Annotated in this window: 11 protein-coding genes; all 11 read left to right on the top strand. The window is 24.7% G+C overall.

From position 1 onward, the window contains the following. Positions 1–78: 78 nt before the first annotated feature. Entirely contained in the window at positions 79–837 is a 759-nt protein-coding gene (locus AAHM88_RS05775) for a DNA-processing protein DprA (RefSeq protein WP_342262549.1), read from the top strand. 89 nt (positions 838–926) lie between these two features. Continuing rightward, a complete protein-coding gene (gene topA / locus AAHM88_RS05770; RefSeq protein ID WP_342262548.1) occupies positions 927–2,891 on the top strand; it encodes a type I DNA topoisomerase in 1,965 nt (654 codons plus the stop codon). Positions 2,892–2,947: 56 nt separating this feature from the next. Then, positions 2,948–4,375 (top strand): NADP-dependent glyceraldehyde-3-phosphate dehydrogenase, encoded by a 1,428-nt coding sequence (locus AAHM88_RS05765; RefSeq protein ID WP_342262547.1) that lies wholly within the window; start codon positions 2,948–2,950, stop codon positions 4,373–4,375. Between the two features lie 187 nt (positions 4,376–4,562). Next, complete coding sequence (locus tag AAHM88_RS05760; RefSeq protein WP_342262546.1) at positions 4,563–5,189, top strand: hypothetical protein; 627 nt, start codon at positions 4,563–4,565, stop codon at positions 5,187–5,189. 164 nt (positions 5,190–5,353) lie between these two features. Further along, positions 5,354–6,175, top strand: coding sequence for a hypothetical protein (locus AAHM88_RS05755; protein WP_342262545.1), 822 nt, complete (start codon positions 5,354–5,356; stop codon positions 6,173–6,175). A 9-nt stretch (positions 6,176–6,184) separates the two neighbouring features. Beyond that, positions 6,185–6,931: a hypothetical protein gene (locus tag AAHM88_RS05750; RefSeq protein WP_342262544.1), complete on the top strand. Its 747-nt coding sequence runs from the start codon at positions 6,185–6,187 to the stop codon at positions 6,929–6,931. After that, positions 6,855–7,961, top strand: coding sequence for a hypothetical protein (locus tag AAHM88_RS05745; RefSeq protein WP_342262543.1), 1,107 nt, complete (start codon positions 6,855–6,857; stop codon positions 7,959–7,961). The genes AAHM88_RS05750 and AAHM88_RS05745 overlap by 77 nt, the downstream gene beginning before the upstream one ends. A 27-nt stretch (positions 7,962–7,988) precedes the next feature. Next, positions 7,989–8,894, top strand: a complete 906-nt coding sequence (locus tag AAHM88_RS05740) for an ABC transporter ATP-binding protein (protein WP_342262542.1) — start codon at positions 7,989–7,991, stop codon at positions 8,892–8,894. Positions 8,895–9,084: 190 nt separating this feature from the next. Then, on the top strand, positions 9,085–10,680 hold the full coding sequence (locus AAHM88_RS05735; RefSeq protein WP_342262541.1) for a hypothetical protein: 1,596 nt from the start codon (positions 9,085–9,087) through the stop codon (positions 10,678–10,680). Positions 10,681–10,964: 284 nt separating this feature from the next. Further along, positions 10,965–12,458 carry a hypothetical protein gene (locus AAHM88_RS05730; RefSeq protein ID WP_342262540.1) on the top strand — a complete coding sequence of 498 codons (1,494 nt, stop codon included), beginning with the start codon at positions 10,965–10,967 and terminating at the stop codon, positions 12,456–12,458. Between the two features lie 21 nt (positions 12,459–12,479). Then, positions 12,480–13,382, top strand: coding sequence for an ABC transporter ATP-binding protein (locus AAHM88_RS05725; RefSeq protein ID WP_342262539.1), 903 nt, complete (start codon positions 12,480–12,482; stop codon positions 13,380–13,382). Positions 13,383–13,755 lie beyond the last annotated feature (373 nt).

Genomic DNA, 13,755 nt, shown 5'->3' with positions numbered 1-13,755 from the left:
ATAATAAAAATAAATATTTTGTTAAAGGAAATTACTTATTTGATAACAAAATATAATAACAGGAGGTTCATAATAATTATGGAAAAAGTATTATTATATTTTGTTATCAAATACGATGGTAATTGAGATAAAGTATATGAAGCATTGGATAAAAAGGAAAAAATTGCGTTGGAAGAATTGCAAAATATTGAAGATAAAATTACTTGCCAATATTTAACAATTTTAAGTTCACAATATCCGGCTGGTTTAAAAACAATTTACAAACCACCGTTTGTAATTTTTTATGAAGGAAATATTGATTTATTAAAATATTCTCAAAAAATTATTGCTATTACAGGTTCACATTATCCTAATGTTTATATTAAAAAAGTTGCTAACGATATGGTTCAGCAATTAGTTAATCATCAAAAAATTTTAATGACTTCATTTAATGCTGGGGTTGAAATATTAGTTCATCAATTAATTAAAGAAAATAGTATTTCTGGAAATAGTGTGGTTATTATTAATGATAGTAATAATTATGATGCAAACCAACAAGAATTGCTTTTGTATCTTAAAAGATATCATTTAGTAATTAGTGAATATCCGCTTCATATGACAAGAGAAAATATTAGTCCAATTGATAGTAATGTTCAAAGAATCTTATTAGGATTATCAAAAGCATTATTGGTATTACCGTTTGCTGATGAAAAAATTGTTCATTCATTAGTAGATACTGCTTTTAATGAAAATAAAGATGTTTTTGCAGTTCCTAATCAAATTTATGAGAACTTTGCTACTAATAATCTTATTAAAAATAGTGCTAAATTAGTGCAAACTATTGATGATATTTTATAAACTTGATAAAGTCTTTAAAATGTACTAAAATATTGCCGTATTTATAAAAATATTGAGAATCAAAAGATTCTTTTAAGGAGTAAAGTGTTATGAGTAAAAATATTGTTATTATGGAGTCGCCAACGAAAACTAAAGCGGTACAAAAGTATCTTGGAGATGATTATACTGTTGTTTCTTCCGAGGGACATATTACCAATTTAGCGAATAAAGGTGAATATTATTTAGGGATTGACTTAGAAACATTTACTCCATATTATCGAATTGAAACTAAGAAAAAGCCACTTGTTAAGAAATTACAAGGTTTAGTAAAAGATGCCGATAAAATTTTTCTGGCAACTGATCCTGATCGTGAAGGAGAAGCAATTTCATATCATTTAAATGAAGTTTTAAAAATTCAAAGTAAATCCGTTCGGGTGAGTTTTAATGAAATTACTAAAGATATTGTTATTGAAGCATTTAAAGTACCAAGAGAGTTAGATATGAATTTAGTTCATTCACAAGAAGCAAGAAGAATGATTGATCGGATGATTGGTTTTCGGTTAAGTAAGTTATTGCAAAAGAAAATTCGTTCAAAATCAGCAGGAAGAGTTCAGTCAGTAGCTTTAAAACTTCTTGTGTTGCGAGAAAAAGAACATCAAATTTTTATTCCCGAACAATATTGAACAATTGAAGCTTATTGAAAGCAACATATTTTAAAATTAACAAAATATTTAAATAAAAATATTGAGATTAAAACTGAAGCAGATTCTCAAATTATTATTAAAAATTTAAGTAGTAAATATAAAGTTATTGATATTCAAGAAAAACCTCGAATTAGACAAGCAAATAATCCTTATACTACTTCAACAATGTTACAAGATGGATCATCACGATTAAATTTTGCTGCTAATAAAACATCTTTATTAGCACAACAATTATATGAAGGAATTGATATTGATGGATTGTTAACAGGATTTATTACTTATCCAAGAACTGATTCAATTCGTTTAAGTGATAAATTTGTTAGTGATACTTTTGCTTTTATTACGGAATCATTAGGTAAAGATTATTTAGGACAAGTAAAAATTACTAAAAAGAAAAACAATGTTCAAGATGCGCATGAAGCAATTCGGCCAACAGATATTTTAATGACTCCTGAGAAGGCAAAAAATTATTTAGGTAAAGATCAATTACGACTTTATAAACTAATTTATAATCGGGCGATGGCATCATTAATGGCTCCAGCAAAAATTACGGGGAAAACTATTATTTTGGATAATAATGATTATGAATTTCGGTTGACAGGACAAACAATTTTATTTTTAGGATTTTTAAAATATTATCAAAGTGATGAGGAAGATAATATTAGTATTAAGTTACCAGCTTGAAAAATTGGTGATGTGGTAAATATTAAAGATATTAAGGCATTGCAACATTGAACCAAACCAAAACCACGATATAGTGAGGCACGATTAATTAAAACATTGGAAGAATTAGGAGTAGGGCGACCTAGTACTTATGCTCCAATTATGAGAACTTTGCGCGAACGAGGATATGTTTTATTTGAGAATAAGGCTTTAAAAGCTAGTGAAAAGGGAATTTTAACTAGTGATAAACTGCAAGAATTTTTTCAAGATATTATTAGTGAATCATATACTTCACAAGTAGAATCACAATTAGATTTAATTAGTCACGGTGAAAAAGATTATCAAGAGTTAGTTGGTTCTTTTTGAGAAAAATTTGAACCTCGTGTTGAAGAAGCTTTTGAAAAAATGACGGAAGTTGAAATTGAAAAGACGGGTACTAAATGTCCACGATGTGATAATGATTTAGTTTATCGTTTTGGAAAGTATGGTAAATTTATTGGTTGTTCAACATTTCCGAAATGTCGTTATATTTCATCATTAAATCCAGTTAATTTAGGATTTTGTCCACAATGTATTGAAGGTGAAAAAGTTATTAAAGTTAATCGTCGTAATCAAAAATTTATTGCTTGTAGCAATTATCCTGAATGTGATTTTGTCGAATCTTATGAACAATCCAAAGATGAAACAGAAAAAGTAACATTAGAATAATTAATTTTTCTGTTTTTAAAATTAAAAACGATATAATTATATTTAGAGGTGATAAAATGGAAAAAGGTCAAGCATTAATTAATGGTAAGTTGCTTTCTTCTACAAATGTTATTGAAATTACGAGTCCAAACACATTAGAAGTAATTGGTAGTGTTCCTGCTCTTTCGTTAGAAAATATTAATGATGCGTTTTTGGCAGCTAAGAATGTCCAAAAGCAATGAGAGGGATTATTAATTAATGAAAGAATTAAGTTTATTGAGCAATGAAAGCAGTTAATTATTGAAAATACTGATGCGCTTGCTAATTTGATGGTCTTAGAAATTGCTAAAGGTAAAAAAGCAGCTATTTCTGAAATTAATCGCACAATTGAATATATTGATTTTACTGTTAATGAAGCATATCGTATTTATCCTGAATCATATACAGGTGATGCTTTTAATGTGAAAAATAAGTTGGCAATTTTTTCGCGAGTTGCTAAAGGAGTTGTTTTAGCAATTTCACCTTTTAATTATCCTGTTAATTTATCGTTAGCAAAAATAATTCCGGCATTAATTATGGGAAATACAGTGGTTTTTAAACCAGCTTCACAAAGTTCTTTAACAGGATTATTTTTAGCTAAGTTAGCATTTGATGCTAATTTTCCTGCTGGTGTCATTAATGCGGTTACTGGTAAGGGCAGTGTTATTGGTGATAGTTTAGTAACCAATCCAGCAATTAATGTTATTTCTTTTACTGGTTCTGATGTTACAGGAAAACATATTACGAAGATTACTAACAAAGTGGATATTATTTTGGAATTAGGTGGTAAAGATCCAGCCATTGTTCTTAAAGACTGTGATCTCGCAATGACGGCTAAAAAAATTGTTAAAGGAGCATTTAGTTATTCAGGTCAAAGATGTACTGCTATTAAAAGAGTTTTAGTTGATAATACGATTGCTGATGAATTGGTATCATTAATTAAAGTTGAAACAGAAAAATTAACAGTTGGAAGTCCGAATGATAATGCTGATATTACGCCAATTATTGATATGAAAACCAGCGATATTCTCCAAAAATTAGTTGATGACGCGTTAGAAAAAAAGGCATTGTTAGTTTTAGGAAATACTAGAAAAAATAATTTGTGATATCCAACAATTATTGATAATGTTACTAAGGATATGGATATTGCTTGGATTGAACCATTTGGACCGGTGTTGCCAATTATCAGAGTAACATCAATTGGTGAAGCGATTACGCTTGCAAATGGTTCTAAATATGGTTTACAAGCATCAATTTTTACTAATGATATTGATATGGCGGTTAAAATTGCTAATCAATTAGATGTTGGTTCAATTAACATTAATGATGCTCCCCAACGCGGACCAGATTATTTACCTTTTTTAGGAATTAAAGATTCAGGGATGGGCGTACAAGGGATTCGCGAAGCATTATTATCAATGACTCGACATAAAGGTATTGTTTTTAATTGAAAGGCAGACAAATAATAGCAAGAAATTTAATAATGATATTGTTTTTAAAGTTAAGTATTTACTTAACTTTTTTTTGGATTTTTAAATTATAAAAATTAAATAAAACTCTTGCTTATTGATAGTAAAATATTTCATAATTTAATAACAGATAGTTACATTGTATTTTATTAACAGTTAACATCAGAAAGGATAATTTAAAAATATGAAAAATATTTATCAGTTATTAAAAGTTTTTACGCCACTTTTGTTTTTAACCCTACCACTTTTAGTTATTGTTGGTTGTAATTCTGAATATAATATTGCCGAAGAAAAAAATAATAAAAAAATTGCTATGACCATTATTGAAGAAGATTTAAAAACAATGGAAAGTATTAATAGCACAGCTTATTATCAGTTAATGAATCATAAAGTCTTTGAATATGAAACCAAAAAAAATCAGGAAATTGAACAATTATTAGTTATGGGAACTCAATTAAATGGTAGTAAACTTATTACTAATGAAGAAGCCTCAGAGGCGCTTAATTTTATTGTTAGTGATTTTGAGAAAAAATTTAATAATATTAATGATAAAGTCGCTGTAACATATTCCAATTACTATCCTAATCCTGAAGATAAGCCCTTAGAACTTATTAAGGAGACAATAAAGTTTTCTTTAAATGAAATTAATTTAAGTGATTTAACAAGTTTAACCAAAAAAGATCCAAAATTAAAATTTCGGGCTACAAGATTAGATGTAACTTATCGTTATAATATTAACTTTAAAAACTATGATCCATCCAAAAAAATCATTTTGCTCGTTATATTCTTTCTGATGATCTTCAAGCAATAAATGAAATCATTAATAGTTTAGAAACTGAAATTAGTAAACTTACATATGAACCGCTGAAAACACGTTATGAAGTTATTAATATTGATGAAAATAATGAACAATATCCGAGAATTGATAAAGCATCATTTGCACTGTGAAATATTTGGAATTATTTTAGAAGTAAAATGTTTACTGAATTTAAAGATTTAATTAATAAATCAGCATTATTTAAAGATTTTTATATGGATAATAAAATTGAATATGAGAGTATTGATAGTTTTTGAAAAGAAAATCAATGAATGCGTTATCCATTAAGCACTCATATTGCTCAAAACAAATATAATCAACTTTATAATGAAACTGGTACGACATCAAAGATATTATTTGATGATTTGTTAGAAAATGATACAACTATTAAATATCAAGATACTAGTAATCCTTTACATACTTTTAGTATTGATCAAGTAGCGTTAGTTCCAATGATTATTGCTGGTTTGCCTTTAAAAGGTTTAGTAAAAAAACCTGAAAATAATGCTATTTTAACAGTTACAATGACACTATCAAAATTAATTTTTAAACAGCATTTAGAACAAATGACAAAAATTATTGCGGGATTCTTTTTTGAATATCAAATTAAATGAGAAAAAGATGATATTACAGTTTATGTTAATGATGAGACTTTTCAAAAATTATTAAAAAATATGGGGAAAAATATCCAAGGAATTTATGATATTTTAATAAATGATTTCAAAAATACAGATTTTGTCACAAATGATAGTAATTTAAAAAATAAAAAGTTTACTCTTCAAGGTGCTGAATGTGAAAAATGTGCTTCTAATGTAAATAATGATGATATTATTTATGATTCTGAGAATAATATGATTTTTTTAGCAATTGATAAAGATAACAGATGAGATTTTAATTTTATGTATCCTGCCCAATCTTATTTTTATGTTAAAGGTATTTTTAAAAATAAATCTTTAAAAATTATTAAAAAGGAAAAATAAGTTTATTTAATGACAACAATAAATAATAAAAATAGTTCATATTTATCAGTTTGTTTATTTGCGATTTTTAAAGTTAGAAAAATGTTAGCAGTATGATTTTTATTAAGCGTTTCATTAATAATATTTACCGTATTAATAGCGTTTATCTTTTTTAGTGCTAATAATGTTAATGCTGTTATTATTAATTTTCAATATGGCGTTTTAATTTTTACAAACATTATTTTATTACTATTTATTTTGCTAATAATAATAAAGATTTTTGGTCGCGAATTTAGTGATGGAACATATTTATTATTAATTTCGCGCCCTTATTCACGATTACAAATATTTATTTTGAAAGTATTAACAATTTGATTTTTAATTTTAGTTTTTATTATTATTAATCTGGGATTTGTTTGAATTTTAATTCAGATTATGGCATTAATTGGTAATAAAAATGATTTTAAGTTATTTTTTGAAAAATTAATATTAGAACTTTTTCTTTTTTCAATCTTTGTATCTTTTTTGGCATCTAGTGGTATTATTTTTATTGCCACATTTTTGACTGTGCAAACGGTATTATTAATTGGTTTTATTTTCTGTAGTTTATTTTTATTAGGGGGAATGCCCTATTCTTTAATTTCTACTATTGCTAATAGCATTGAAATTAAATTTAAAGATAGTCAACAACGGTATTCAATTGCTAAAATTAAGGAAACATTATTATTTAAAGAAAAAATTAGCACAGCAACAAATTGATTATTATCATATAACTAAAGCAATATATGACTTTTATAGTAAAGAAAACATTCGCGATTTAAATGCAATTATTTCTGGCAATGATAATAAGGAACTTAAAAAACAACGCTTAGAATTTTATCAAAATACTTTACATTTAACTAAAATGAAAGAAGTTAATTTTAGTAGTAATGAAGTTAATAAATGGTATGGATTTTACAATGGCAGAGAAATTAATGAAATAATAAAAGGGAAATCTAAATCTAAAATTAGTATTAAATTAAAAATGCCATACTTTTTTAAAACTTTAAATGAGTTTGAACATAATACCCAAGAACATCAAGAATTGACATTAATGACAAATTATTATTTAAAAAATGTTAAATTAGATTTATTAATGCGTTTTAAATTAGGCAGTATTTCTTCTTTAATATTATATGATAAGACAGAAACTTATTTTCAACTTGATAATGATTCTTATAAGGAAACTTTAGGAGATAATTTTGATCCAACGGAAATATTTCAAGAGTTATTTAAACTTAATAAATCAGGTATTGAAATTACTAACCCAATGTATGAAGTAAATGATAGTAATTTTTATAAAAATTATGAAGAAGTTTTTAATAATCCAGTTTTATATGTTTTAAAAGAATTAGAAAATAATATTATTAAGAAAATTGTTGATTTAAAAATAATAACTACTAACAAAATTGATAGTAGTGAGGCAACTAATGGTTATGGATATAACGCTTATTTATCACTAATAAAAGTGTATTGTGTACTTTCTAAAATTAATATTATTGAACATATAAATCAAATATGGACAAGTAGTATTAGATATAATCGTTATTGATTTGAAATATTACAACGAAGTTTTATTGATTTTAATAATCAAAAAAATTACTTAATGAGTTATTCTGATTTTGCTTTACTTAAAGATGAGAATGAATTTCTTATTCGGAGTGAACATTTTATTAATGTTAATAGTTTATTAATTTTCTATCTTACTTTAAGTTTACTTTTCTTATTACTTGCTTATTTATTATTATCAAGAAAAACTATTACTTAAATGAGAAATAATAATTAAGGAGTAAAAATGGCATATAAAATTGAAGCAAAAAATTTTACTAAAAAATTTAAAAAAAATCTCATTGGTCCTTTTAATTTAAAAGTAAATCTCGGAAAAATTCATGCAATTATTGGTTTATCTGGTAGTGGTAAAACAGTTTTTATTAAATCATTAATTCGTGGAATTAATTCGTTTAAAGGAATAGTTAATATTAACGGTGAAAGCAATAAGAATATTAAAGTAAAACATAGTATTGGTTATGTTCCTGAGTTTATTACTTTTCCTGAAAATATGACATCATATCAATTTTTACATTATATGGGAAAGCTAAGTGGTGTTAAAGGTAAGCGATTAAAAAATCGGATTGAAGACTTAATGACTAAATTAGGAATTTGAGAACATCGTAATAAGAATGTTAATGCATTTTCTTCGGGAATGAAAAAACGGGTAATGATTATTCAAGGTTTATTACATGATCCAGATATTGTTATTTTAGATGAACCTGAGGCGGGGTTAGATGTTACTAATCGTCGGATAATTATGGAATATTTAAAGTTTTTAACAAAGCAAAATAAAACGATTTTTTTATCATCACATTTATTGAATGAGATTAAATACTATCTTGATGAATTTACATTAGTACTTAATGGAAAACAGTTTTATTCTGGTTCAATTAAACCATTTGTTGTGGAACATTCATATTTTTTAATGTCAAATAATGATTGAGGAATAGTTAATTTTTTTAATAAATATAAAATTCCTTATTGGTATGATGATATTAGTAAGGAATTAAATTTTATTTTACAAGAACCGTTTATATTTTTAGATATTTTTCAATTTGCTGATCAAATGAAAATCAAAATTGAAAGTATTGGTGAATCCAATTTTTCCATTGATTTTTTACTGCAAAAGTTAAATAGGAGAATTGAGTAATAAAAGATGCATAAAAATAACTTTATCTTAAAAATAAGGTTATTTTTTCTTTGATGATATTCTGATTTCTTTTATGATAATAATTGACAAAAAATTAATTAAATTGTATATAAAATAAAATATTTGTCTAAAATAATAAAATCATATATAATAAGTTATATTAAGAATACTAATTAGTAAGGAGAATAAAATGAAATATTTTACAAAAATTATTAGCATCGGTTGCTTTTCTTTGTTATCAGTTTTATCAGTAGTTGGATGTAACTATTTTGATAAGAATGATAAAATTGATAATAAGATTAAAAATAAAATCTTGGAAGAAGATATGGCAACGATGCGAGATATTCGCTTAAATTTTAGCAGTAATTTAAGAAAATTTGCCAGAAGTGATTATGATACTAGAACCGAAAAAGCCCTTAGTGATGTTTTAGACTTTGGAATGAACCAACCACTGCCAAGGCAAGTTCTTAAACATACTGACGCAAAAAAATCTCTTGATTTTATTAAAAATTCGTTTGAAAATAATTTCAATAAAGCCAATAGTGAGTTACAAAAAAAATACAGTAATTATTATAAGTTATTGCCACCTTTTAAACTTTCTATTAATGATACGAAGTTTACAGTATTTAAAATTGCTTTAGATAAAGTCGCTGATTTAGCGGGACTAGATGTAACTAAAGATAGTGCGATTAGACTAGATATAGTTTATGAATATAGTTTTAGTTTTAAAGAATATAGCCCTACAAATCAAAACTTTATTGCAAGTCATATTATTACTAATAATCTTGAATTAACAAAGAAAATTATTACTAACTTGGAAGTTAAAATTGGTGAAGTTACATATGATCAGCTGAAAGCAGAATATGAACGCATTGAAATTAACGAAGATAATAATCAATATCCAAAAATTACTAATGATTTTTCAACATATAATATTTGGTCTCATTATAATAATAAAATTTTTGGTCGTTTTAAAGAACTTATTGCTTCTTCTGATCGCTTTAAAAAAGCTAGTGATGATAATGATATTAAGTATAATTCTTATTCTGACTTCTTAGATTGAATAAGTTTGAAAAGCGAACCGTTAACTAATCGTTTTAATAATGATGAATATAATAAATTTTATGATGAGCAAGGGAGTTTATCAACTCACAAGGAACTTTTTAACCATCTTGTAAATAAATATCCAAGTGATTATGATTTTTCTAACAATGAATGATTTACTTTTAGTACTAATAATTTAAGACTGGTACCAATGACGATTTATGGTTTACCAATGACTGGTAAGGTACAAAAAAATCAGCAAAAATTAATAGTAACAATGATTTTGCCAACAAAAATTTTAAATGCTCATTTAGAACAAATAACTAAAATGGTATTTGGTTTCTTTAAAGAATATGAAATTAAATGAGAAAAGGATCAGATTACACTTTTTGTAAATAATGATATTTTTGCAAAACTAATAGATAATGAAACAAGTAAAGATGGTAAACCTAATAATATTGATGGAATTTACAAGATTTTAGAAAACCATTTTAAGAAATCAGATTTTATGATTAAAGATGATATTTTAAAACATAAAAATTTTACTGTTGGTGCTGGTAATATTTCTAATATATATAATGAAGATATCGTTTATGATAAAAATAATAATATTATTTCCTTAGCAAGTAATCAAGAAATTAATTGAGGTTTAGTTTTTGGTAATAAGGAGCAATATTTTAAAGTTAATAATGTATATAAAACAAAATCTTTAAAGATTATTAATAAGGATCAGCAAAAATAAAAGTATGAAATTAGGAAGTAAAAACAATTCATATTTATCAATTTGTTTATTTGCAATTTTTAAAATTAGAAAAATGATGGCAGTTTGATTTTTATTAATTATTTCTTTAGTTATATTTGCCACCTTAACGCTTTTTATTTTTTTTTAAATCTGATGACCTTAACAGTGTTATTAGCAATTTTCAATATGGTGTTTTAATTTTTACAAATATTATTTTATTATTATTTATTTTATTAATAATAATTAAAATTTTTGGTCGTGAATTTACTGATGGTACATACTTATTGTTAATTTCTCGTCCATATTCACGATTACAAATATTTATTTTAAAATTAATAACAATTTGATTTTTAATTTTAATTTTTATTGTTATTAATCTAGGATTTACTTTAATATTAGTTCATATTATGGGTATAATTAGTAATAAAAATGATTTTGTATCAGCTTTTCAGGAATTAATATTAAAACTCTTTGTATTTTCAGTTTTTGTTTCTTATTTAGCATCCAGTGGTATTATTTTTATTTCAACATTTTTTAGTGTACAAACGGTATTATTAATTGGTTTTATTTTTTGTAGTTTATTTTTATTAGGGGGAATGCCGTATTCTTTAATAACAACAATTGCTAATAATCTTGAAATTAAATTTAAAAATGAAACGCAAAAATATACAATTTCTCAAATTAAGGAAACCTTCTTATTTAAAGAAAAATTAGACAAAAAAGAAGTTAAATATTATAATTTAACAAAAAAAATCTATGATTTTTATAATCAAGAAAGTCTTCAAGGGTTACAAAATATTATCTTTGATCGTTATGAAGATAATGTTAAAGAAAAATGATTGAAATTTTATGAACAAGAATTAGGTTTAACCAAATCCATAGATTTTGAAATTACTGGTAATAATGTTGAACAGTGAAGAGGGCAATATAAAACAAATGAAGTTAATGAATTAATTACAAAAAATAAAGAAAAAGGTCAAAATACAAAAATTTTTCTGCAATTAAAAATGCCATATTTTTTTAAAACTAGTGCAGAACTTGAAAATAGTCGGATTGAACATCAAGAATTAGCAAATATGGTAAAAGAATATCTTGGTAGTGCTTCAATAAAAGATTTGATGTTTTTTAATTTAAGTCGAATTTCTTCTTTAATATTATTTGATAAAGCAAATACTTATTTTAAAATTGATAATGATTCTTATATGGAAAAAACCTTTGATCCGTTTCTAATATTTAAACAATTATATGATGATAAGATGAATAGCGATATGGGATATCCTAATGTTAATAGTAATTATAAAGTTAAAGATAGTAATTTTTATGAAAGTTATGAAAAAGTTTTTAATAATCCACTGTTATATGTTTTCAAAGATTTTGAATATAATATTATTAAAAAAGTTATTGATTTTAAAATAATTACTACTAATCAAGTTGATGATAATCACTTTTTCTTTAAATTTTATTTATCAGCAAGTCAACTATATGGGATTCTTTCTAAAATTAATATTATTGAACATATAAATCAAATATGAACAAGTAGTGTGCGATATAATCTTTATTCGTTTGAAAAGTTCCAACAAGGTTTTATTGATTTTAATAATCAGAGAAATTATTTAATGAGTTATGATGATTTTCCATTAGTTAAAGATGAAAACGGTATTTTTGTTTGGCAAGAAAATTTTATTAATACTAATAATTTATTTATTTTTTATCTTACTTTAAGTTCTTGCTTTTTATTAGTAGCTTACTTAATATTAAATCGCAAGACAATTATCTAGTAAGATTTAAGGAGAAAAGTTATGAAATATAAAATTGAAGCTAAAAACTTTATTAAAAGTTTTAAAAAAAATATTGTTGGTCCTTTTAATTTGCAAGTAAATCCAGGAAAAATTCATGCAATTATTGGACTTTCTGGTAGTGGTAAAACAGTATTTATTAAATCATTAATTCGCGGAATTAATTCTTTTAAGGGAACGATATCCATTAATGGTAAAAATAATAAAAATATTAAAGTAAAACATAGTATTGGTTATGTTCCTGAGTTTATTACTTTTCCTGAGGATATAACAGCATATCAATTTTTACGATATATGGGAAAATTAAGTGGTGTTAAAGGTAAGCGATTAAAAAATCGGATTGAAGACTTAATGACTAAATTAGGAATTTGAGAACATCGTAATAAGAATGTTAATGCATTTTCTTCGGGAATGAAAAAACGGGTAATGATTATTCAAGGGTTATTGCATGATCCAGATATTGTTATTTTAGATGAACCAGAAGCAGGATTGGATATTACTAATCGTCGCATAATTATGGAATATTTAAAATTTTTAGCATCGCAAAAGAAAACAATTTTTTTGTCTTCCCATTTATTAAATGAAGTTAAATATTATCTTGATGAGTTTACATTAGTACTTAATGGTAAACAGTTTTATTCTGGTTCAATTGCACCATTTGGTGTTGATTCTTCTTATTTTTTAATGTCAGATAATGATTGAAAAATCATAGATTTTTTTATTAAATATAATATTCCTTACTGATATGAAGAGGCTAGTCAAGAATTAAATTTTGTTTTAAATAATCCGTTATCATTTTTAGATGTTATGCAATATGCTGAACAAATGGAAGTTACAATTTATAAGATTAGTGAATCTAATTTTTCCATTGATTTTTTACTGCAAAAGTTAAATAAGGACGCATAAAGTTTTGTTAGGTAAGAAAAGATTTGAATAAGTATTAAGACAGTCAGCAATGATTGTCTTTTTATTTTATAAGGTGTTAAAAATTTGTTCTTTGAAAATTAAATACAAGTGAATTAATAATGTTGGTATGTATTAAAGCACGATAAATTGTGGGTGGTCGCCATAACCAAAAGAAGTTTACCAGTTGATAGATAACATCCTATTAGCTATAGCAATTTGTTTCATTTTGCAATAAAAAAATGAATGGGTGGATTTCCTAAAAATATACACGCTATTAAATTAGTTCCAAGGGTAGGATGCGGATGTTAAAGTGTAGAAATTTCTATATAGGGGTATATTAAGTTTAAAATTATTAAAATCTTTATCTAATTAA

This window comes from Spiroplasma endosymbiont of Dromius quadrimaculatus (assembly GCF_964031155.1).
In the GTDB taxonomy this organism is placed as follows: Bacteria; Bacillota_I; Bacilli_A; order Mycoplasmatales; family Nriv7; genus Nriv7.
The sequence above is the reverse complement of the archived record's forward strand: the minus strand, read 5'-3'. Positions and strand labels throughout refer to the sequence as shown.